At 53.3% G+C, this 22,945-nt stretch carries 22 protein-coding genes; 15 read left to right on the plus strand and 7 right to left on the minus strand.

The genetic code is table 11. The annotated features are described in order from the left end of the window. Window positions 1-101: 101 nt before the first annotated feature. On the minus strand, window positions 102-308 hold the full coding sequence (locus tag FIV35_RS02380; protein WP_010565102.1) for a co-regulatory protein PtrA N-terminal domain-containing protein: 207 nt from the start codon (window positions 306-308) through the stop codon (window positions 102-104). A gap of 385 nt (window positions 309-693) precedes the next feature. On the opposite strand from FIV35_RS02380, the gene flgB reads away from it, so the two are divergent. Further along, window positions 694-1,107 carry a flagellar basal body rod protein FlgB gene (flgB, locus tag FIV35_RS02385; protein WP_080761504.1) on the plus strand — a complete coding sequence of 138 codons (414 nt, stop codon included), beginning with the start codon at window positions 694-696 and terminating at the stop codon, window positions 1,105-1,107. Window positions 1,108-1,137: 30 nt separating this feature from the next. Here the strand turns inward: flgB and FIV35_RS02390 are convergent, their stop codons facing one another. From FIV35_RS02390 to FIV35_RS02410, 5 genes are all read right to left on the minus strand, one after another. Then, window positions 1,138-1,338: a heavy-metal-associated domain-containing protein gene (locus FIV35_RS02390; protein ID WP_034139896.1), complete on the minus strand. Its 201-nt coding sequence runs from the start codon at window positions 1,336-1,338 to the stop codon at window positions 1,138-1,140. Between the two features lie 111 nt (window positions 1,339-1,449). Further along, window positions 1,450-3,807: a heavy metal translocating P-type ATPase gene (locus FIV35_RS02395; protein WP_080761503.1), complete on the minus strand. Its 2,358-nt coding sequence runs from the start codon at window positions 3,805-3,807 to the stop codon at window positions 1,450-1,452. 2 nt (window positions 3,808-3,809) lie between these two features. After that, window positions 3,810-4,055 carry a DUF2933 domain-containing protein gene (locus tag FIV35_RS02400; protein WP_146374936.1) on the minus strand — a complete coding sequence of 82 codons (246 nt, stop codon included), beginning with the start codon at window positions 4,053-4,055 and terminating at the stop codon, window positions 3,810-3,812. Between the two features lie 94 nt (window positions 4,056-4,149). Next, window positions 4,150-4,686: a cupredoxin domain-containing protein gene (locus FIV35_RS02405; protein ID WP_016963497.1), complete on the minus strand. Its 537-nt coding sequence runs from the start codon at window positions 4,684-4,686 to the stop codon at window positions 4,150-4,152. Between the two features lie 166 nt (window positions 4,687-4,852). Next, window positions 4,853-5,206 (minus strand): co-regulatory protein PtrA N-terminal domain-containing protein, encoded by a 354-nt coding sequence (locus FIV35_RS02410; RefSeq protein WP_016963496.1) that lies wholly within the window; start codon window positions 5,204-5,206, stop codon window positions 4,853-4,855. A gap of 204 nt (window positions 5,207-5,410) precedes the next feature. Here FIV35_RS02410 and FIV35_RS02415 point away from each other — a divergent pair, with 204 nt between their 5' ends. The 12 genes from FIV35_RS02415 (at window position 5,411) to FIV35_RS02470 (ending at window position 20,589) form a co-directional block, all read left to right on the plus strand. Then, window positions 5,411-6,106: a heavy metal response regulator transcription factor gene (locus FIV35_RS02415; protein WP_008437429.1), complete on the plus strand. Its 696-nt coding sequence runs from the start codon at window positions 5,411-5,413 to the stop codon at window positions 6,104-6,106. Next, window positions 6,103-7,491: a copper resistance membrane spanning protein CopS gene (gene copS / locus FIV35_RS02420; RefSeq protein ID WP_032905000.1), complete on the plus strand. Its 1,389-nt coding sequence runs from the start codon at window positions 6,103-6,105 to the stop codon at window positions 7,489-7,491. The genes FIV35_RS02415 and copS overlap by 4 nt, the downstream gene beginning before the upstream one ends. Before the next feature lie 359 nt (window positions 7,492-7,850). Further along, the gene (copC, locus tag FIV35_RS02425; protein ID WP_008437424.1) at window positions 7,851-8,234 is read left to right on the plus strand and encodes a copper homeostasis periplasmic binding protein CopC; all 384 of its coding nucleotides are present in this window, start codon (window positions 7,851-7,853) and stop codon (window positions 8,232-8,234) included. A gap of 3 nt (window positions 8,235-8,237) precedes the next feature. After that, window positions 8,238-9,176: a copper homeostasis membrane protein CopD gene (gene copD / locus FIV35_RS02430; RefSeq protein WP_016963494.1), complete on the plus strand. Its 939-nt coding sequence runs from the start codon at window positions 8,238-8,240 to the stop codon at window positions 9,174-9,176. Window positions 9,177-9,250: 74 nt separating this feature from the next. Beyond that, the gene (locus tag FIV35_RS29840; RefSeq protein ID WP_080761501.1) at window positions 9,251-9,592 is read left to right on the plus strand and encodes a hypothetical protein; all 342 of its coding nucleotides are present in this window, start codon (window positions 9,251-9,253) and stop codon (window positions 9,590-9,592) included. Between the two features lie 99 nt (window positions 9,593-9,691). Further along, window positions 9,692-10,948, plus strand: coding sequence for a TolC family protein (locus tag FIV35_RS02440; RefSeq protein WP_020302971.1), 1,257 nt, complete (start codon window positions 9,692-9,694; stop codon window positions 10,946-10,948). Next, entirely contained in the window at window positions 10,945-12,429 is a 1,485-nt protein-coding gene (locus tag FIV35_RS02445; protein WP_020302972.1) for an efflux RND transporter periplasmic adaptor subunit, read from the plus strand. Before FIV35_RS02440 ends, FIV35_RS02445 begins: the two co-directional genes overlap by 4 nt. Next, entirely contained in the window at window positions 12,426-15,569 is a 3,144-nt protein-coding gene (locus FIV35_RS02450) for an efflux RND transporter permease subunit (protein WP_034139895.1), read from the plus strand. Before FIV35_RS02445 ends, FIV35_RS02450 begins: the two co-directional genes overlap by 4 nt. Window positions 15,570-15,924: 355 nt before the next feature. After that, window positions 15,925-17,091, plus strand: coding sequence for an SAVED domain-containing protein (locus tag FIV35_RS02455; protein ID WP_034139894.1), 1,167 nt, complete (start codon window positions 15,925-15,927; stop codon window positions 17,089-17,091). After that, on the plus strand, window positions 17,092-18,342 hold the full coding sequence (locus tag FIV35_RS02460) for a nucleotidyltransferase domain-containing protein (protein WP_034139893.1): 1,251 nt from the start codon (window positions 17,092-17,094) through the stop codon (window positions 18,340-18,342). It begins immediately after the preceding gene. Next, window positions 18,326-20,110: a ThiF family adenylyltransferase gene (locus tag FIV35_RS02465; RefSeq protein WP_034139892.1), complete on the plus strand. Its 1,785-nt coding sequence runs from the start codon at window positions 18,326-18,328 to the stop codon at window positions 20,108-20,110. The genes FIV35_RS02460 and FIV35_RS02465 overlap by 17 nt, the downstream gene beginning before the upstream one ends. Continuing rightward, window positions 20,107-20,589, plus strand: a complete 483-nt coding sequence (locus FIV35_RS02470) for a Mov34/MPN/PAD-1 family protein (RefSeq protein ID WP_034139891.1) — start codon at window positions 20,107-20,109, stop codon at window positions 20,587-20,589. Before FIV35_RS02465 ends, FIV35_RS02470 begins: the two co-directional genes overlap by 4 nt. 28 nt (window positions 20,590-20,617) lie before the next feature. On the opposite strand, the gene FIV35_RS02475 is transcribed toward FIV35_RS02470, so the two are convergent. After that, window positions 20,618-21,166: a 3'-5' exonuclease gene (locus FIV35_RS02475; protein WP_010565120.1), complete on the minus strand. Its 549-nt coding sequence runs from the start codon at window positions 21,164-21,166 to the stop codon at window positions 20,618-20,620. Between the two features lie 227 nt (window positions 21,167-21,393). On the opposite strand from FIV35_RS02475, the gene FIV35_RS02480 reads away from it, so the two are divergent. Then, a complete protein-coding gene (locus FIV35_RS02480; RefSeq protein ID WP_231980882.1) occupies window positions 21,394-22,032 on the plus strand; it encodes an antitoxin Xre/MbcA/ParS toxin-binding domain-containing protein in 639 nt (212 codons plus the stop codon). Window positions 22,033-22,353: 321 nt separating this feature from the next. Continuing rightward, entirely contained in the window at window positions 22,354-22,794 is a 441-nt protein-coding gene (locus tag FIV35_RS02485) for a DUF6957 family protein (protein WP_130205488.1), read from the plus strand. The last annotated feature ends 151 nt before the right edge of the window (window positions 22,795-22,945 follow it).

A 22,945-nucleotide genomic window follows, 5' to 3' on the forward strand; every position in this document is an offset into this window, starting at 1 on the left:
CCGTCACAAAAGACAAACTCTTACGGCAAGCGAGCTCAGAAATTGCCACATTTAAACCACCGCAGTGATTACATTTCTGTCAGCTTGGAGGGCCCAGCTATTTAGCAATTTTTGTGATCCATCGCCTTGGCTTTGCTTTCAGCGACGGGAGGTTGGGCATTTTGCGTTTGAGCTACTCGGTACGATTCCATCGAATTATTCCTGGCCACTTCCATGCGTGCGAAAGTCCGGTCACCACCGCCTTCAGCCATAGCCAAAGAAGAGACGGTCAGAGCCGCGATGACGAACAAGGTTTTGATAGGGTTCATTTGGGGGTCCTCGGATGATTATTGGTAACCCCTGAATCCACATCAATCGTTGACTCTTGGGGGGTGAGCTTGAGGCTCAATAGGACTATAAGACTCATCCCCTGTCAGGAAGCTTAGGCCAATATTACAGTTGTGTCAGGTTGCGATATTTCTCTTGAGATACAGGGTGATTAGTCCGTAAGGTCTAAGCTATCCAACGACACATAACCGCCATCCACCATCTAAAATTTACCTGTGCGGTGTTGTAAGTTTCCGGTCACTGCACGATGGCGTGGCGTTTTTGAGGTTTCGCTGAAATCATACATCGGCTCGGACGCACTACGTTAAGCACTTGAGTGTTCGATAGGTGGGAATTAAATGGCAGCGTAACTAAAGGTGGCCACCGGTGAGTATTAATTTTGAAAAAGCGCTTGGCTCCGCAGAAAGAGCATTACTTTTTCGCAGCCAACGAGCTGAGGTACTTAGCAATAATATCGCTAATGCCGACACTCCTAACTTTAAGGCCAGAGACTTGGACTTTTCTGCTGTACTGGCTAGCCAAACAGAGGGAGGTTTGGCTACTCCGTTCTCTTTAAAAACAACAAACCCGAGACATATTGCCGTAAACGAATTAGCAAGTGATATTCACAGCGGTGCTTTGCTTTACAGTACGCCGAACCAACCTTCCATTGATCAAAATACTGTGGATCAACAGGTCGAGGTCGCAAAGTATACGGAAAATGAAATTCATTTCGAAACCGCCTTTACTAGATTAAATGGAGCATTTAAGGGGCTACTTAAAGCTCTGCGAGGTGAATAATAAACTTTACCCAGCTAGGGAATCAGCGCCTCAGGCGCTGATTTGGGAAGGGAACCCGAGTGCTTCGACAGTTTTACGGACCTGCTCTGGGTTTTCGCTACTTTCGACGCTCACTTTACCGGCAGCGCGATCTACGGAAACCGTAGCCTCGCTGTCCAGTGACTGGATCGCTTTGATGATTTTGCTGACGCAGCTACCGCAACCAATGCCTGATACGTTTAAGACGAACATGGTTATTCCTCTTGTGCTGGGCGGTCTCTTTTCACCGCAACAACAGCATCAACGTTGACACCACGGTAAGGTCAAGAGTTATATATTGCGGGCTGCGAGCATCGGTTACTCTCAATCTATTCGGGTATTCCTCAATCTCAAAGCATTGAAAACTACAGATGCAGAACTGACGCTCATGGCTAACGCAGCGATCATTGGCGACAGAAGGTGTCCCGTCAGTGGATAGAGCAGGCCTGCGGCGAGGGGAATACCCATTGAGTTGTAAAGGAAGGCGAAACCTAAGTTTTGCCGCATGTTTTTTACCGTTGCAACCGAAAGTGCCCGTGCCCGTAAAATCCCCATCAGGTCGCCTTTTACCAGCGTGAGCTGCGCGCTATTCATCGCGACGTCAGTCCCTGTCCCCATGGCAATGCCCACATCAGCTCGCGCCAAGGCCGGTGCGTCGTTGATACCGTCGCCGGCCATGGCAACCTTTCGACCGTATTGCTGGAGGTCGGCTACCAGACGCTCCTTGTCCTGAGGTTTCACTTCACCATGAACCTCTTCAATACCCATCTCCCTGGCGACAGCACGTGCGGTGGTGATCCCGTCTCCGGTGGCCATGATGATTTTTACGTTATCAGCCTTAAGCTTGGTGACTGCTTCTTTAGAGGTTGGTTTTATCGGGTCTGAGACCGCCAGTAACCCCGCCAAGACCCCGTCAACTGCTAGATAGATGATGCTGATGCCTTCAAGGCGCAACAACTCTGCACGGTCTTGTAAGACCTTAGTGCTCACGCCGGCAGCTTCCATAAGTGCAGTGTTGCCCAGCTGTACTTTCTTGCCACCAACGAGGCCACTGACTCCAATCCCTGATCCGGACTCAAACGATTCAGGCTTGGTGAGCGCAACATTTTCAGTTCGGGCGTGATCGACGATGGCATGAGCCAAAGGATGTTCGCTGCCTTGATCAAGGCTAGCGGCCAGTTGAAGCACATCGTGTGGGTTGAAATCTGGTGTGGCCTCCACACTGTGAAATACCGGCCGTCCCTCTGTCAGGGTCCCCGTTTTATCGACAATCAGTGTGTCGATCTTGCAGAGATTTTCGATGGCACTGGCATCCCTGAACAGCACACCCATACTGGCGGCTTTACCCGTCGAAACCATGATCGACATGGGCGTTGCCAGACCCAGTGCACAGGGGCAAGCGATGATAAGTACGGCGACAGCGTTGATCAGGCCGAAGACCCAGCTGGGTTCAGGGCCGAACAGTCCCCAGCCTAAGAGGGTCAGCAACGCAATCGCGATAACCGCCATCACAAAGTAGCCGGCGATCGAGTCGGCCATTCGTTGCATGGGCGCTTTGGAGCGTTGGGCTAGTGCGACCATTTGTACTATCTGCGACAGCATAGTGTCAGCGCCGACCTTTCGCGCCTCCATCACCAAGCTTCCATGAGTATTAAGCGTGGCACCGATCAGACTATCCCCCGCTCTTTTCATGACCGGCACAGGTTCACCAGTGAGCATGGATTCATCCACCGCACTTTCTCCCTCGAGTACAGAGCCATCTACTGGCACTTTTTCACCAGGTCTGACCCGCAAATGGTCTCCCAAGTGAACATGGGTAAGAGGAATGTCTTCCTCCTGACCATCATCATTGATCTTGCGTGCAGTTTTGGGAGACAGGCCTAGAAGGGACTTAATGGCGGCAGAGGTTTGTGAACGTGCTTTGAGCTCAAGAATTTGCCCAAGCAAGGTGAGCGAGATGATGACCGCAGCGGCTTCGAAGTATACGCCGATGCGTCCATCTTGCATGAAGGTGGTGGGAAAACTTTGGGGAAATAGGGTTGCCGCGACGCTGTAAAGATAGGCTGCGGCAGTACCTAAACCAATCAGAGTCCACATGTTTGGACTGCGATTTCTAACAGATGCTATGCCTCTTACAAAAAAGGGCCAACCTGCCCATAAGGTGACCGGAGTGGCAAGAGCGAACTCGATCCAGTTTTGAATCGAACCATGGAAGAGTTGTAATGAGTGACCCGCCATGGCTAGAAGGGCCACCATTACGGTTAAAGGCAGCGACCACCAAAAGCGGCGGGTGAAATCCAGGAGCTCGGTTTTGTCATCGTCATCAAGCGCGGGCATGACCGGCTCTAATGTCATGCCACATTTAGGGCAATTGCCGGGCCCTGGCTGTCTTATTTCCGGGTGCATAGGACAGGTAAACTCAGTGGCTACCTGTAGCGCGGGCTCTATAGCGGCGCTGCTGGGTTCAGCGCTGGGATGATTACCAATGTAGCGTTCTGGATCTGCCCGAAATTTCTCTTGGCATTTCTGGCTACAAAATTGATACGTCTGTCCTTGGTAAGACTCGCCAAATTTACTTGGAGGTGTAACCGCCATACCGCACACCGGGTCACGTAGATCACCGTCATGGGGCGAGGCAGCGTGGGCGGGACCGTGATCGTGGTGGCTCGGTGTAGTGGGCATAGCTATTTCTCTTCCTCGTTGGTTCCTGCCTGATCGCCATGGTCATGTCCGCCATGTCCATGCCCAAAAAAATGCATCAATGGACAGATCAACAGGATGAGATAGGGCAAATACGGATAAACGTGGGTGAAATGTTCCCGCACTCCGTAAAAGGCACCGATCGCAATGAGCATGATCAGTACAACGCCTGTTTTGCGCCTCCAAAATGGTGGGGAGGTGCTTCCAGCCGGATGCTGCTGGTTATCCATGATCTAGACCCAGTGTGTGAGCGTGTTGCTCTGATCTCTGCCTCAGAGCATAGCGAACTCTTGCGTCGACGCGGTTTTAGCGGTCGGTTCAGGCTTACTTCAAGTCAAACTGACCGACCATCCCAGACTGGTAATGACCTGGCACGTTGCAGGCAAATTGAAGTCCAGTTGTGTTGTTGAAGGTCCAGATCAACTCCTTGGTTGCTCCTGGCTCGATCAGCACGCTATTTGGGTCGTTGTGTTCCATTCCAACCATCTTCATGCCTCCCATGCTATGGCCCATGTTGCCCGACATTTTTCCAGTTCCGGTGGGTGTAAGCGTTCCATTCTGGAACATGCTCGCCATTTCTTTTTGGTGCGCCGCGTGAGCAGCGGCTTGGCCGATATTGAATTCGTGCAGCAACGCCCCTTTGTTGTGAAGTACAAAGCGAACCGTTTCACCGGGCTTTACGTCGACGCTTTTAGTTTTGAAGAAAATATCGCCCATCTCCACATCAACCGTGCGAGTGACCTCTGAGGCGACTCCAGGCTGACCGATATCCTCTTTCCCATGACCTACGCTGGCCATCGCCGTAGCGCCGAGGAGTAGGGTGATTGCCGCAATAACTGGGGTAATGAGCTTAGTTTTCATGGTGACCTCGAGAGCAAGTGGAAAACACTAGCTATGCTAAAGGGATAGAGCTGCCCGTTAACTGACTTGAACACTACATTTCTGTCAGTTTTCCTGAGAAAACACGGCGCCCAGATGACGCCGTGTCTAGCAGGGCGGTTCAAAGAGCCCCGTGGGAGTTATTCGGTTACTGATGGTTCTCAGAAAGCATCAGTTTGTGCTCGCGCTGCATTTGGTTCAAAACGTCATCAACCATGGCGTCGTGTTTTTCCATCCAGGCGAGATGTTCCTGAGGTGACATTGATGCTTTTGGATGATCTAGATGAAGCTGGTCCATGATCTCGCCCAGTATTTTCATATGCTCGGCCATGTGCACATGGCGTTGCCCTTCAGGAGCTTTTTCAGCTTGTACCAAGGTCGCTTCGGCTTTGTCGCGCAGACTTTCCATGCGCTCCAGAATCCGATCTGCACCACCTTCAGCCAACGCAGACGCAGAGATGAGTATCGAACTAACAAAGAATAGGGCTTTTAAACGGTTCATGAGGCAGCTCCTTTTGATTTGTTCTCCGGCTCCTCTAGGTTTCATGCTGAAGAGTCGGTCGAGCACCAGGAAGTACTCATGCTCGAACCCTAGACAGCACTCGCTGACATCTACCTGAAGCCAATATTACTTTTCTGTCAGCTGCTGGTTGGCAGAGGCATTTCATTGCAGACTCAGCCTCACAATTATTCGAGAGCCATCCTCATGAGACTTCTGGTTGCGGAAGACGAACCCAAAATAGGTATTTATTTGCAGCAAGGACTCACTGAGGCGGGGTTCAATGTTGATCGCTTTACCAATGGCAAAGACGCGCTTCAGCACGCATTGAGCGAGGCGTATGACCTGCTGATTCTCGATGTGATGATGCCTGGGCTGGATGGCTGGGAAGTACTTCAAAAAGTGAGAGCATCCGGAAAAAATGTACCAGTGCTTTTCCTCACGGCGCGAGACCGCGTTGAGGATCGAGTAAAAGGACTTGAGCTGGGCGCAGACGATTACCTGATCAAACCCTTCGCATTTTCTGAACTGCTGGCTCGCGTCAGAACGCTGCTGCGTAGAGGCACCACTGCACCCTCCCAAACCCATATGAAATTGGCTGATCTGGAGGTGGACCTCCTCAAGCGCAGGGTTATCCGCGCAGGCAAACGTATAGATCTAACGGCCAAAGAGTTTGCGTTGCTCGAATTGCTGCTCCGTCGTCGAGGTGAGGTTCTGCCCAAGTCGCTTATTGCTTCCCAGGTCTGGGACATGAACTTTGACAGCGATACTAACGTCATCGAGGTTGCTGTCAGGAGGCTCAGAGCAAAGATTGATGATGATTTTGAGGTCAAGCTTATCCACACCTCTCGAGGCATGGGGTACATGCTGGATGCGCCGGATTCGGGGACGGGGTCGGAATGAAGCGAATGTCCCTGACTACGCGCATGAGCCTGATGTTCATGCTAGCTGTAACGGCTGTGCTCACCGTCGCTGGACTCAGTTTTAACAACCTCAGCCGGCATCATTTCAAGATGCTGGATCAGCAGGCGCTGAACGAAAAGCTTCACTCGACGCAAAGAATTTTGACTGGGTTGAACAGCATTGATCAGTTCAGTGATGTTAAGCCTGAGCTGGAGGCACTGCTTGGTGCTCATCGTGATTTGACAGCCCTTATCATCGATGGTGACGGTAAGCTCCTGTTTGCTGACCCAGGTCCAATCGTGGTTCCTGAAGACTTCCGAACAATCACAAACAGCAATGTCTGGGAGTGGCGAGACCAGGAGCAGATATTTCGAGGCGTGACGGCGCAAGCCATTGTGACGGGGCAGGATAAACCATTGACAGTGATGTTGATCTTTGATGTCACTCAACATATGGCCTTCTTCGAGACACTTGAACGATGGTTTTGGATAGGGCTGGTGATAAGCGCGCTGGTCAGTGCTGCACTGGGCTGGATGGTAGCGCGTAGTGGACTGCGACCTATTCGCCTCGTCACTCAGGTAGCAGCTTCAATGTCAGCTAAATCGCTCAAAGAGCGTATTCCATTAGGTCCCGTTCCCCAAGAGCTCCAGCAGATGGTGCTCTCGTTCAACGCAATGTTATCTAGACTGGACGATGCGTTTGTTCGTTTATCGAACTTCTCTGCGGACATTGCTCACGAATTACGGACACCCGTTAGCAATTTGATGACTCACACTGAAGTGGTTTTATCTAGAAAAAGAAATATTGAGGACTACGAGGACAATCTGTACTCAAATCTTGATGACTTGAAACGTATGGGGCGTATGATTGATGAAATGCTTTTTCTAGCGAAATCAGATAACGGTCTAATTACACATGAAAACAAACCGATAGACCTGGTAGCAGTAGTAGAGAAATTACTCGAGTACTACCGTTTGCTGGCTGATGAGCGAGGGATCGACCTCAAGGTTACAGGCAGGGGTAGCGTCCGAGGTGACGTACTTATGCTCGACAGGGCCATCTCTAATCTGCTCTCAAATGCGCTCCGGTACACCCCCGAAGGAAAGTGTATTACTGTCGATATACGGCAGAAAGGAACTTCAATATCAGTGTCTGTGGAGAACCCGGGAGAGCCCATTGCGCCCGAGCATCTTGAAAAGCTGTTTGATCGATTTTATCGCGTGGACCCAGCTCGCAGAGAAGGAAGTCCAAGTAATGCAGGGCTAGGTTTATCGATTACTCGATCAATTATTGAAGCGCATGACGGAAAAATATGGTGTACGTCGTTAAACGGAAAAACAGCCTTTCATATTGAACTCCCATGTGCTGATGCAAGAAAGGCCTAAGACACCTTGTTCATATGTATGCAGGCAACATGTGGTTAGCTCAATAGGATCGTTTTTGGATGAAAAAAAACTCTTGGAGCGTTCCAAAGAGAGTCGCGTATTTGGCGCCGTATCCGGGCAGATCAGTGCCAAAAACCCGCCCCAAGCTGACTGAAATGTAATCGAACAGTTTGCGTTCATGTGGCATCGTGTACTCGCACTGTGACGTTGGAAATCTTGTGATTCCTCCCTGTCCAGCCGGCCCTAGGACACGGAATTTGCTAGGTATTCGTCAGTGGTTTTAACGAGCGTCAAAAAGTAAAAAACTAGATATTCCCTAAAAACCTAGAACCAACAGCTTTTGCTGTCAGGAGTCTTGCATGTCATTCCTTAAAACTACCACCGTAGCTGTTGCGCTGACTGCGGGTTTGCTTCTGAGTGCAGTTGCTCAGGCGCATCCAAAGCTGGTTTCTTCTACTCCCGCTGAAGGATCGGATGCGGCGGCTCCGTCTAAAATTGAACTGCACTTTTCTGAGAATCTAACGACTCAGTTCTCTGGTGCAAAACTGATCATGACCGATATGCCTGGTATGCCGAATTCACCTATGGGCGTAAAAGCTAACGTTGCAGGTGGCGGTGATCCGAAAACGATGGTTATTACACCCGCATCGCCATTGACCACGGGTACTTACAAAGTCGAATGGCGTGCCGTTTCCTCGGACACTCACCCGATTACCGGCAACTTTTCTTTTAAAGTGAAATGATTCATGAGCGACTCAATAAATATCGTTGTTCGCTTTGCTCTTTATTTCGACCTGATGCTGTTATTTGGACTGGCAATTTTTGGTCTTTATAGCCTCAGGGGAAAAGAAAGAATATCGGGAACAGTTTTGAATTTTGAGTCGCTTCTTTACAGTACTTCTGCTGTAGGCGTAGCTCTGTCCCTTGCCGCGATGTTGTTGCTTGCGAAAGCAATGAGTGGCGTGTCGGGTTTCATGGAGCTACATCACCATATTTTTCAAATGGTTCTCATGGGGACTGACGTCGGTTTGACCTGGATGGTCCGAATAGGGGCGTTGGTGACGGCCATTATTGGCGTTTCCCTAAACAAGCGCTTTCCGACACTCAGTCTGTGGATTGTCACCGTGTGTGGCGCGATTGCGCTAGCAACCTTGGCATGGACAGGGCACGGAGCAATGGACGAGGGTAGCCGTCGCTACTGGCATTTTACTAGCGATATCTTCCATCTTTTGGCCGCAGGCGGTTGGTTGGGTGCGCTAGCGGCATTTGCCCTGCTTCTGCGTTTAAAATCACTAAAAGGTGATCAGGAAGCACGAATTCTTGCTCGGGTACTGACAGGGTTTGAATCGGCCGGCGCGGTGATTGTAGTGATCATCAGCATTACGGGAGTGGCGAACTACCTATTTATCGTTGGGCCAAACCTCGATGAGGTGATGCTCAGCACTTATGGCGAGTTGCTATTTTTAAAGGTCCTGTTATTTGCCGGGATGATCGTATTAGCGACGCTAAACCGGTTTCACCTAAGCCCGCTCTTGGAACGTTCTGTTCGAAATGGAGACTATGCTGTCGCGGTCAATGCCTTGCGCCGTAGCATGAAGCTCGAATTTTCGATGGCAGTCATCATTGTTTGTCTAGTCGCATGGTTAGGTACTTTAAGCCCGGTCATGGAAATGAGCGCGGCATAGCGGTTGGTGACAGCCGACAAAGGAGTCTCAAGGGTGAATTGTAAGGGCCATTTGCACCGTCTACACTCCAGCTCATGAAACGCTACCTGCGGTTTTGCCTAATTTTCCTGATTAGCTTGGCGCTTCCCCTCAGCGGGATGGCGGGTGTTCAGGCATCGACTGAACCATGCCCGATGAAAACCATGGGCATGGCGATGATGGATGGTATGGGGCAAGACTGCTGCCACGACATGAAAAGTCCCACCGAGCATGGCAAACCTTGTAAGCCGGGTCAGGAATGCAAAACTGGCGGCATGCTGCAAGTATCGATCATCAAGCCTCCTATCACCCTGTCCAGTCCTCTCGCTCTATCATTCTCCAGCCATCTCCCGCTCGTACAAACCTCTTCAGGGGTATGGCGACCCCCACGTACTTGATTCCTGTACCACACTGAGCCTCATTCCGCGTTAGCGGGATGGCATATCTGCGCGCATGTCTTATGAAGCGCGCGGTGGATCATCACAGGAATCGTGAACATGAACTCCAAGTGCTGTTGCACAGGTTGGTCCTTCCTGGCCGGCCTGGCGGCAAGCGTACTGGCATTGCCGAGCTTCGCTAGCGCATTGACATTCGATGAAGCGCTGCGGCTGGCCGAAAACAATGCACCATCGTTGACCGCACAAGACGCCAAAATTCAAGCAGCCACTAGCGCGGCCATTCCCGCCGGCGAACTACCCGATCCCAAGCTACTGCTGGGCGTGCAGAACTACCCCATTGGTGGTCCCGACAGATGGAGCATCGACCAAGATTTCATGACCATGCAAGTGGTCGGGATTAGGCAGGAGATGCCCAACAGCGACAAGCGCAAAGCACGTATTGAGGTCGCGGATGCGGCTGTTGATCGAGCGTCCGCCGAGCGTCGAGTGGCGCGTCTGAACGTCCGACAGTCCACGGCATTAGCCTGGATCAGAAGCTACTCGGTTGAGCGTAAAGATGCGTTGTTCCAGGACTTCTACAAAGAAAACCGTCTTCTGACCGATACCGTCAGAGCTCAGGTTGCGGGTGGCCGAGCCCAACCCGCCGATGCGGTCACACCTAAACAGGAAGCTGCTCAACTGGCTGAGCAGCAGGATGATTTAGTTCGCCAACGTGCACAGGCCCGGGCCGCCCTCAAGCGCTGGATTGGCCCTGCCGCCGATGACAAACCGGTAGGCAACTTGCCTGATTGGCCTATTGAGACCTCAGGTTACTCCCATAAGCTGCAACATCACCCCGAATTAGCGGCTTTTGTGCCGATGACCCGTGAAGCACAAGCCAAGATCCGTGAAGCTGAGGCGGAAAAGCAATCTGACTGGAGCTGGGAATTCGATTATCAGCATCGAGGCCAACAATTCGGTGACATGGTCAGCGTGCAGTTTTCATGGGATCTCCCGCTGTTCCCTAACTCTCGGCAAAACCCCAAGATTGCGGCCAAGCACGCCGAACTAAACCAGCTTGAGGCTGAGCGCGAAGCCCTGTCACGCGAGCATACCCAGCTATTGGAGGATGAGTTGGCTGACTACGAGCGCCTCAATCGTGCAGTCAACCGTAATCAGGAAAGCTTGTTGCCGTTGGCTAAAGAAAAGGTCGAACTCACGATGGCCAGCTACCGCTCCGGCAAGGGTGACTTGAACTCGGTTGTTGCCGCCCGACGCGAACTTATCGAAGCCCGTCTCAAGCAGGTTGACGTTGAAGAGCAACGTGCCCTGACCAGCGCTCGCCTGTATTTCTCTTACGGGGAGTCCGCTCAATGATTTTTAAATTATGGAAAGGGACTTTAATCATCGGCATCTCGATTGCCTTGGGTGTTGCCGGGGGTTACTGGTTAGCCCAACCGCGAATGAGCGGAGTAGCTGGTGTCGTACCGGATCATGAACCCAAAGCCTCTGCCGATCGAAAAGTTCTGTATTGGTATGACCCCATGTACCCACAACAGAAATTCGATAAACCGGGTAAGTCACCCTTCATGGACATGCAGATGATCCCTCAATACGCAGATACCAAGGGGGACAGCGCTGCCATTCGAATTGATCCAAGCCTGACTCAGAACCTTGGTGTGCGACTGGCTAGTGTCAGTCGAGGCGTATTTGCCTCGACACTGAACGTGGTAGGTGTGCTGGCCTTCAACGAACGGGACGTTGCAGTCATTCAGGCCCGTACGGCGGGTTTTGTCGAGCGTGTGTATGCCCATGCACCTGGTGATGTACTGAAAGCGAATGCCGCCTTGGCAGACATCTTGGTGCCGGAGTGGGCAGCTGCTCAGGAGGAATTTCTCGCCCTCAAGCGTAGTGGCGATGCTGGCTTGCTGACAGCGGCCCGGCAGCGATTGCGGCTAACCGGAATGCCACCTACGTTAATTGCTCAAGTTGAGCGCACTGGCAAAGTTCAATCGAACCTGACGCTGACCAGCCCTATTGGTGGTGTGCTTCAAGAGCTGAGTGTGCGTGAAGGTATGACGGTGGCCGCAGGCGAGACGTTGGCTCGTGTTAATGGTTTGAGCAGTGTCTGGCTGGCCGTGGCTGTACCAGAGGCGGAAGCTGGGTCAATCGTAGTAGGGCAAGCAGCTGAAGCGCGTTTATCCGCATTCCCTGGAGTTGTGCTCAAGGGCGTCGTCAGTGCGATTCTTCCGGAAACCAGTTCGGACAGTCGCACACTTCGCGTTCGAGTTGAGTTACCCAATCCAGATGGCCGACTCAGACCAGGTTTGACCGCACAGGTAAGCCTCAATCGTTCAACGGAGCAAAGTGTTCTGTGGGTGCCGAGCGAGGCCGTCATTCGTACCGGTCGACGTGCGTTGGTCATGCTCTCTGAAGACGCTGGTCGATATCGCCCGGTGGAGGTGCAGCTAGGCCAGGATAACGATGGCAAGACGGCGATATTGAAAGGCTTGGAAGAGGGGCAGAAAGTGGTGACCTCTGGCCAGTTCCTGCTCGACTCGGAGGCCAGTCTCAAGGGCGTTGTCGCAAGCTCATTGGACGTTTCGCCATCTACTATGCCCGTTGGCGCTTTGCATGAGGCCGATGGTCAGATCGTTGAGATCAACGACAAAGAAGTCACGCTCGCCCACGGTCCCTTCAAGACATTGGGTATGCCAGGCATGACGATGACTTTCCCTCTCGCCACGCCAGCTCTGATGAAAGGCCTAAAAACGGGCGACAAGGTTCGGATCGCTGTTAGCCAGACGGATGATGGTCTGCGTGTTGAACGTCTGGAACGCTCTGGGGGCCAGCCATGATTGCGGCCCTTATTCGCTGGTCGGTGGCCAACCGCTTTCTTGTGTTGCTGGCGACGCTGTTCGTCACGGCATGGGGGATCTGGGCGGTTCAAAGTACGCCCATCGATGCATTGCCAGACCTGTCGGATGTTCAGGTAATTATCCGTACACCTTACCCAGGCCAAGCCCCACAGATCGTCGAAAACCAGGTGACCTATCCACTGGCAACCACCATGCTCTCAGTACCTGGGGCCAAGACTATGCGCGGTTACTCCTTCTTTGGCGAAAGCTTCGTTTATGTGCTGTTCGAAGACGGAACTGACTTGTACTGGGCCCGCTCGCGGGTGTTGGAATACCTGAGCCAGATACAAAGCCGCCTACCAGCCAGTGCTAAGCCAGCCTTAGGACCTGATGCCACTGGCGTTGGCTGGATTTTCCAGTACGCGTTGGTTGATCGCAGCGGTGGGCACGATCTGGCGCAACTGCGAGCCCTACAGGACTGGTTTCTCAAATTCGAGCTCAAGACGCTGCCGAACGTTGCGGAAGTGGCCACCGTAGGTGGCATGGTCAAACAGTATCAGGTCCAGCTCGATCCGCTAAAGTTGGCGAACTTGGGTATCACGCAGTCTGAGGTGACCGAGGCGATCGGCAAAGCCAATCAGGAAACCGGTGGAGCCGTGCTGGAAATGGCGGAGACAGAGTTCATCGTACGAGCTTCCGGCTACCTAAAGACGCTCAATGACTTTCGCGCTATCCCGCTCAAACTGGGCACGGGCAGTGTGCCGGTCACGTTGGGCGATGTTGCCACGATTCAGTTAGGGCCTGAGATGCGTCGAGGCATTACCGAACTCGACGGTGAAGGTGAGACCGTCGGCGGCGTGGTGATTCTGCGCAGCGGGAAGAATGCTCGTGAAACCATTGCGGCGGTCAAGACCAAACTCGACGAGCTGAAAAGCAGTCTGCCGGCGGGGGTTGAAATCGTCACCACCTACGACCGCAGCAAGTTGATTGATCGTGCCGTGGAAAACCTCAGCCACAAGCTGATCGAAGAGTTCATCATCGTCGCGTTGGTTTGCGGAATCTTTCTCTGGCACCTGCGTTCATCTCTGGTGGCAATCATTTCCCTGCCGGTTGGGGTGCTGATCGCCTTCATCGTGATGCGCTATCAGGGTATCAACGCCAACATCATGTCCCTTGGCGGGATTGCCATCGCCATCGGCGCTATGGTCGACGCTGCCGTGGTGATGATTGAAAATGCCCACAAGAAGGTCGAGGCTTGGCACGTGGCCAATCCTGGGGAGGAACTGAAAGGTGAACGTCATTGGCACGTGATGACTGAAGCGGCTGCCGAGGTAGGACCTGCATTGTTCTTCTGTCTGCTGATCATCACCCTGTCGTTCATTCCGGTGTTCACGCTGGAGGCCCAGGAAGGACGTCTATTCGGCCCGTTAGCGTTTACCAAAACCTACGCTATGGCCGCAGCGGCTGGACTGTCGGTAACTCTCGTACCGGTGTTGATGGGGTATTGGATCCGTGGACGAATTCCCAATGAGCAACAGAATCCGTTAAATCGCTGGTTGATCCGGATCTACGAGCCCGCTCTGGACGCCGTATTACGTCGACCTAAAATAACACTGCTGGTTGCGTTGCTAGTCTTTGTCAGCGCGTTGTGGCCGATCTCTCGTCTGGGTGGTGAGTTTCTTCCCCCGCTGGACGAAGGCGACCTGCTCTATATGCCATCAGCTCTGCCTGGATTATCGGCGCAGAAGGCCGCGCAACTGCTTCAACAGACTGACCGTCTGATAAAGACAGTTCCAGAGGTCGAACACGTTTTCGGAAAAGCCGGCCGCGCTGAAACCGCGACTGACCCCGCACCTTTGGAAATGTTCGAGACCACCATCCAATTCAAACCACACGAACAGTGGCGCCCAGGCATGACCCAAGAAAAGCTAGTGGAAGAGCTGGATCGAGTGGTGCGAGTTCCTGGGCTGACCAATATCTGGATACCACCGATTCGCAACCGAATCGACATGCTGGCTACGGGGATCAAGAGTCCTATTGGGGTGAAAGTTGCCGGCACCAACCTGACGGAGATCGATGCCGCGACTCAGGCGGTCGAGCGAGTGGCTAAGGGCGTACCCGGTGTCAGTTCGGCTCTGGCCGAGCGACTGACCGGTGGTCGCTATATCGATGTGGATATCGACCGCAAAGCCGCCGCCCGCTACGGACTGAATATCGCCGATGTGCAATCCATCGTGGCCGGTGCTATCGGCGGTGAGAACGTCGGGGAGACCATTGAAGGGCTCGCACGTTTCCCGATCAACGTGCGTTACCCTCGGGAGTGGCGTGACTCGCTCGGCGCCCTGGAGCAGTTGCCGATCTACACCCCGCTAGGGAGCCAGATCACCCTCGGCACTGTGGCGAAGGTCAAGGTCAGCGACGGCCCACCGATGCTCAAGAGCGAGAATGCACGGCCCTCCGGTTGGGTATACATCGACGTGCGTGGCCGGGACATTGCCTCGGTAGTCGCCGACCTGCGTCGGGTCGTCAGTGAACAGGTCAAGTTGCAGCCCGGCATGAGCCTGAGTTACTCAGGGCAGTTCGAGTTTCTCGAAAGGGCCAACGCACGACTCAAATTGGTGGTGCCTGCCACGCTGTTGATCATCTTCGTGCTGCTCTACCTGACTTTTGCCCGCTTCGATGAGGCCCTGCTGATCATGGCCACTCTGCCATTCGCCCTGACTGGCGGGGCATGGTTCCTCTATCTGTTGGGGTTCAACCTGTCGGTCGCCACCGGGGTCGGCTTCATCGCCTTGGCCGGTGTTTCTGCCGAATTTGGCGTGATCATGCTGCTCTACCTGAAAAATGCCTGGGCCGAGCGTCAAGACCTCGGTGACAACACAGAACGCGGGTTGATGGCCGCGATTCGTGAAGGCGCTGTGCAGCGCGTTCGACCCAAGGCCATGACCGTTGCGGTGGTTATCGCTGGTTTGTTACCAATACTTTTGGGAAGCGGTACCGGCAGCGAGGTGATGAGCCGCATTGCCGCCCCGATGATTGGAGGTATGGTTACGGCGCCCTTGCTATCGCTGTTTGTGATCCCGGCGGCCTATCACCTCATGCGTCGTCGACACTTGTCCGTTGAGTCTGGCAAGCACTGACGCGTAAAAATGCATACAAAAGGGGCTGCGCTTGCAGCCTCGTTTGAGCTGCACAGCCCGTTTTCATCGGTCCTACGCGCGGTATGTATCGAAATTAGCAAGTTTATGTCTTTTGCATAAACTCGCTAATTTCGATACATACGCTGTGGTCAGTGCCGTTACCCACCTGCACTTGCCAGAAAAACGAACGCTGCCGCCACTGCGTTTCGATGAGCCAAAAACAGCATCCTGCTCAAAGCCGACTCAGCATTCGTCACCCTCAGATCACTCTTGAAATCGAGGCGAATGACCTTAATATGATTTTATCTTGCCATCATCATTTTCAATCATGGATGTTTCTCTGGGGTCGGTCGGAATGGCAGAACAAGAAGACGCTAAACCCGCAAGCGGGCGTTTCAACACAAATGATGAGACGAAGCGGATCGTATGGACACAGACCGCTGGTCATTGTGAACTGTGCGGCACGGATCTGACGTTCGATTATCGTGCCGGCAAGCCAATGAAATGGGGCGAAGTGGCGCATATCCTGCCCGCCAGTCCCAAAGGCCCTCGGGGACGCGCGGATCATGATGCTGAGGCGCACACGAACGATACTGCTAACCTGATGCTCCTGTGCCCAGGCTGTCATGACAAAATTGATCGTGACGCAGACGGTTATCCTGAAAATGATTTGAGTGGTTTACACCAAGCATACCTAGAGCGCATCCGAATCGCCGCAACGACCCCTGATGGTGGCAGAGCGATTCCTCTCATTGTCCAGAGTCAGCATTTCCAGACGATCAACGATATTCCCGTTCGCGATCTGTTGACTGCGATGTCTGCGGAGGGATTAACCGCCTTCGATCAAGGCATCAAAATTGCCTTCCCTGCGCCCGGACCGCGCGGCAGGGACGCTGCCTATTGGCAGAACGTCAAAGACAGCATCCAGTATGAGCTGGAGCAGCAACTCAAGCGTCGCGGCGGCACCTATGGCGACTCGCCCGCGCTAGCAGTAGTCGGCTTGGCCGACATTCCGGCCTTGATGATGTTGGGCCAGAGTATCGGCGACCGTTCCAAACGCCTGATCTTCTCTTTTCACCGCGAGCATCTTTTGCGCTGGCCCGATCAGTCTGCTGAGCCGCCTAGTTTTCTGTTTACGCCTCCACCCAACGGCGATGGCCCACTGGCGTTGGTGCTCTCCATTTCTGCGCAAGTTCCAGTTCGCGACGTGATCGACGCTCTACCCGGTGCACGTATTGCAGAGCTGTCGATCCCAGAACCAAGCTACGCGATGGTACAGAACCGTCGGGTGATTCATGCCTTTCGCGACGTACTTCAAATACGACTGAGCCAGCTTGAGGCTCTCACTCCTGACCCTATCCACGTCTTCGCCGCCATTCCTGCGGCATTGGCCATCGAGTTTGGCGCGTTGCTCACAACACAGCATCAACATACATACCTGATCTTCGATCGGGACAAAGAAAACCAAGATCGGTTTACGCAAACACTGCAATTGGGCTTGGTGGCCCAGGAGGCTAGGTAAATGCTTTTGAGCAACGAACAGACCAAGCGCAGCAGTTGGGAATATTTTCTGCTTCGCGCCGCGCGGGAAATCTCGCTGTCGGAAGCGCAGTACGAAAAAATCAATGACCGCTACTCCCAACTGGAAAAAATCCTCTCGGCTTCCGACAACCCGCTGCTCGCTGAGGCCCATATTTTCGTTCAAGGCTCGATGCGGCTGAGAACGACCATCAAGCCAATCCCCGGCGCGCCTGCGGATCTGGACACCATTGATGCGGACGCGATTATTTGGCTCCCTCACGCTCAGGGCGCTGGTGCAAAGGAAGTTCTAGAAGCGATTGAGCAGCGTTTTCGGGAAGGCTCCCGCGTTCAAGAAGAAGTTAAGCAATTACGTCGTGGCATCCGGATCGTTTATGCCGACGAAAATCCAGGTTTCCACATCGATGTCACGCCTGCCCGCGCGATCAACGGAAACGGCGAAGCAAACGGCGAGGGTAAGCTGGAGGTTCCGGATCGGGTCACAGGGTGGAAAGCAAGCAGCCCTATCCCTTACTCGAACTGGTTGCAGGTTGCTTCTGCCCAAGAAATCTCTCTGGAAAGCTTGGTAGTTGCCAAGAGCCAGCGGATGCTTGATGCCGCGACACAAGATCCTTTGCCGCATTATCAGGATTACATCGATCAAGATCCCCTGCGTGCGACCATTAAGCTACTCAAGCGTCATCGCGATGAATGGGCCATCAAGACAAGGAGCGCTGATACTCGCCCAATATCTGCGGTCATCACCACCCTGGCCACGCACGCATACCTTGATGTCGTAAAGGAGTCGCAGTCGAAGCCTCTGGCTCCGCTCGATGCAATTTTGGAAATCGTTCGCAGAATGCCGCAGCACATCGCGCATAGAGGTAGCGACTGCTATGTCTGCAACCCTGCCGATAACGGCGAAAACTTTGCAGAGAAGTGGAATCGGCCGGGTGAGGGGCAAGGCTATCGCCAAGCATTTGCCAAGTGGCATGCGGATGCCGGTGCATCTTTGTCATTGGGTTTGGAAAGTTTTGAATCCAACGATTCCTTTGCCGAGGCAATGAAAAAGAATTTCGGTATTGCACCGGCATTCATTACGGCAGTGAACAATGAGATCCCTGCGAATTGGACGATGCCCGGCCGACCGGATGGCACCACTCGAAACTCTGCTTCGATGGGTTCGCTCTTCGGAGGGGCCAGCGGTGGCGGAACCTCTCAGTCGAGCGTAAAGCCAGTTGGACGCCTTGGCTGACCCTATTAAGACGCCATTGCAGCGCGGAATCGCCGCACTGCGAGACACCCTAGGTCAGGATGCTGCCGATGCATTGCTCCAGCCCGCACCCATGCGGGCTGACGAAGCGGCGTGCTTTCACTTCCCCTTGCCCATCGATTACACGGGGCAGGAGCGGCGACTGCGTATAGGTTTCCCCTCCAACTTTCCCCGTGGGCTCCTGCGGCTGAACGTCGAACCCTCTCCATGGCTGGTTTGGCCGCATGCCACCAAGTCGGGGCTTTGCCTTCATGGCTTTCAGGAGCGCCCCATTATGGGCTCCCCGGAGGTCGTGGTAGAGGACAGTCTTGCTCGCTTGGCCCAGATCGTTTCGTTGTCCAAGAGGGGATCAAGCCAGGCAACGCGCGATATCGAATTTCAGAATGAGATCACTACCTACTGGTCTTTTCAGCACGGTCAGTCATTCCAGAACCTCTTACTTTTGGATCGACCTCAGGCCGCCTCGCAGTTGTTTGCTCTCAGCGATCCGCGCCGGGCTGTGCCATCCGGTCAGGAAACGGTTTGGCTAGCTTCGAACGTAGCTGCACTCAAAGGGCATTACCGACGGGTTGTCGGGCGCTCCGCTGTCATTCGCGCGGCGGAAACTCCTGGTTTTTACGTCAAGCTTCAGACTTATCCGGATATCCGCACCCCGGATCCAGAAGATTTATTGCTGTGGCTCACGCCACACCTTCAACCAGACGATGCCGAGCAATTGCTGGCATGGTTTGAGCTGCATGGAACGTTGGCGAGTCGATGGATTGTCCTGGAGCTTCCTGGGGGGACGGATGCTCCAACTTATTGCCTCAATGTGCGCTCGCTTGGCGTACAGCAAGAGCGGGGGGCAAAGTTTGGCTTGCGCACAGCGCGCCGCCGGCCAGCCATCGCAAATGCACATCCTCCGGCACTTGTCCGCGCAACTGCCCTAGACGTGCTTGATCGTGCGTCCATTCTGTCCCGCGATATAAGCGGCACTGCAAAGCACCTTGAAAATGCTCGGGTTGTTTGTGTTGGCGTTGGCTCGTTAGGCAGTGCGGTGGCAATACAATTGGCACGCTCCGGTGTCGGCCACCTTACCCTCATCGATCCTGACACTCTGGTGTCAGCCAATCTGGGTAGGCACGTTCTGGGAGCGGATAGCCTAGGGAGGCTGAAAGCCTCAGCGTTGAGGGACAAGATTCTGTTAGATCTTCCGACTACAGAATGCACCGCTTATTCGACTTTCGCCGAAGTAGTTATGAGCAGCAAACCAGAAGTGTTCGATAACGCAGATCTTGTGGTGATTACGACAGCGGACTGGCAGTCGGAGGTCACTGTATGGCGAGCCAAATCCAGCGGCGTTTCTTGGGGACTTTTACAAGCCTGGAGCGAACCGTATACCCAGGTAGGCCACGCGCTATTCGCACCAGCCGGTACCTTTGATGGCCGTCATTTATTCACGGACATCGGCGATTTTCTTCATAAGTTTACACAGTGGCCGGGAGGAGGTGTGGTTCCACTGCCAGCGTGTGGGGAGAGCTTTATTCCAGGCGGATCACTGGGGATGACCAATATTGCCTCTATGGTGTCGCACACGGCCCTTCGCGCATTGACTGGCAACATCGCCACTGCATCTTGGGTCAGCAGCATTTACAGACCTGAAGATGTGCTGAGCCTGGGAGGCCAATACCTTGGGCCCAAACTGCCAGAGGGGGCGCAGCAACTCCTACTCGAGCGTGGATGGCCGGAACCTAAGGATGAAATGGTATGACGGATATCGCTTGGCGCTGGAGATGGGCGGAGGTGGATTCCGAGCTATTGGTGTCGCAAGCTGTCGCGGACATCTTGGATTGTCACCGGCAGGGCCTTTTTGGCGTGGAGCGAGGGGGACAGTTATTCGTCAACCCGGTTAATCCGAAAGGATTGCTGCTGGCCTTGGCCACGTTGCCTCATCGCGCCGATCGGTCAGGCTGGTCTTGGCTAGAGTTGGATGCGGAGCGGTGCCGTCAGGAGATCCAAGCTGCCAACGAACAAGGGTTACGGCTGGTGGGCTATTGGCATACGCATCCCCAATCTGTTCCGGTGATTTCTCCGGCAGACATAGGAAGTTTCTCCAGATTTGCTGCGCGTTACACACAGGATCTGCCGCACCCAATAGCCGTTATCGTTGGCAAGTCCGAAAAACCAGAAGGCATCAAGGCTTGGTCGTTCAGGGGCGGCAGATATGTTGAGGCAACCTGGCTTAGATAAGCTTCAAGTCGGTGCCATGGGAGGCACGTCAGCGGTTACCCTTACCCGCCAGCATTAGCGCGAAGAGCTCTGCCTGAAAGCGAGCATCATCCAATGCGTTATGGTTCGGTTCGCTGAGTGGCTTCAGCGCAGCGGTCATCTTGGATGATTTTGTTTCCTGCCAGCTGCAACCTACAGCTCCCATGAAGTAGGCCTTCATGTCGATAGCGGTAAAACCAAAGGGGTTGGTTTCCAAGTATTTGTGGAAGTAGTAGTTGACGAATGACCAGTCAAACGGTGCATTGAGTCCTACGAAAATGACCTTCTGCCCCGTTTGGCAGGATGATTTCAGCCATTCACCAAATGTCAGCATCGCCTGTTGCGGAGTGAGTCCTTCGCGCTCCAGCTTCTCCAGACTCAGCCCCGATACTGCCAGTGCTTCTGGGTCGTGTTTTGGACTGTCAGGTCGTAGTTCAAGATAGATGGACGTGGCAGGTTGATCTACAAGGCAAGCTCCAATGGAAAGCAGACTGTATTCGCCTGGTATAGGTCCAGAAGTCTCGACGTCGACGGAAACATAAAGCTCATCAGGGTTCATGTCATATCCTTTTCGTGTAGTTGCCAGATCACGCTCAAGCTCGTAACCATGTGACGGTGGAAAGGCGGCAAAGCCATTGCCCCATTTTTTGCTGTTGCACTCGCTATCCGGCGTTCGAGCAGCGGCAGTGCATGTCTACCGGAGGAGTGCACGTTCCTTTGGTCAGCTCTGGGCCCAAGCATAATGATGTGTGTCATTCTCTGATGGCGGATGAGGGCCGGACGATCATGAGTGAAACTGAGCGCTGGATAGTCAAATGCCAGAAAACTGAGGACGATACTGGCGACATCATCATTGATCTGCCTCAAGAGTTGCTTGACCAAATGAGGTTAGGTGTTGGGGACGACCTGGAGCTAACGGTATTGAATGGCACATTAGTCCTGACGCCCGTGCGCAACGCAACATCAGTGCGGCCCATGTTTGCAGGCGTCCTGCGTCAGGATGCCTATCATGCTTACCGCATGCGGCTGGAGACGCTTCTTCATATCGCTGTCAATGCTTCGGATCTGGACATTCACGACATGATAGTAGCTGGCTTCTCGGTCAGCCTGATCAAAATGCTTTGTGATGATGGAACCCTCAGCGACGAAGAACGCGACAGAATCATTCAACCCAAAACGCTCAAAACAAAACTGTCAGCCAATCAGCTTTTAACGTTGCATGAGAGCGATCGCCTGTTCCGGTTTGCACATATTACCGCCATGGCCGAGGTGATCTTCGGTGACAAAGGGAAGGCCAAACAATGGCTTTCCAAACCCAAAGCCCGTTTTTTGGGAGAAAGCCCATCGGCGATGGTCACTACAACCTTTGGCACACATCTAGTCGAAGAAATGCTGATTCAAGTGTCTGAGGGCATGTCATTTTGATTCAGCCGCAGCCAAACGGCTTCTACCGCTCCTTAAGTAACATGGATTTCATGCGCCTATACCGGCGTCGCCTTGCCGAATCCGGCATGCACGGGCATCCATGAAGCACTAGGTTTCACCCACATCGGCACCTACCGCTAGGTAGGGTTCACGCACGGCAATGGCATAGCTGGGTACTGGCGCAAACCACTTTATCTGGTGTCAGCTCGATAGAAATCATCCCGTTCAGTGAGATGAAGGGAGAAGACGGAACAGCCATGAGATCACCCTGCTGCTATCCGTCGGCATCGGAACCTGGTGATCCGCTGGGAGCTAAGCTGAATGATGCTTCTCGTTCGAATCGGTTTTTTTGATCGGCAGGAGTTACAAATGAATTTGGCAGATTATGTTTCAGTGCTTTCTGCAGGCGATAAAATAAACGGATGCCAACTCGCCCCCTCAGATGCAGTGTCCCTCGCCAGTCTGCATTTTCCTTCCCGTGCCTATTGTCTTGTTGCTGATTGGGCAATTTTGGATCTCGACATTACAACACGTCAGCGAAAAGCCATTACGGATAGACAGCTAATTCCTGCTCTCGTTTACGCTTTGACCGTTATCCAAGACAGTAAAGGCCGCTTCCCGCCTGGTGATTGGGTCCGAACAACGCTGGGTGTTTCCTTCACTCACGACTGCTTATTTCGAACAAAAAACACAGTTTATGTGCTGATGGGGTCCGGTCGAAGGTTGCGCACGGATTTAAACATCGCACTGAGCCTGTGCTGAAAAAACGCTATTTCCGCACAGGTGAGTGACCGGTCGCGCTCACATAATATTTCGGCCTGAATGAACGCTCTCGATGTAGTGTCAATCTATGTTGTTACCAATCGAGCCCCGTATTTGAAGTGCGACCCATCTGTGTCAATCTATGTTGTTG

The organism is Pseudomonas rhodesiae (genome assembly GCF_007858255.1).
Lineage (GTDB): Bacteria > Pseudomonadota > Gammaproteobacteria > Pseudomonadales > Pseudomonadaceae > Aquipseudomonas > Aquipseudomonas rhodesiae.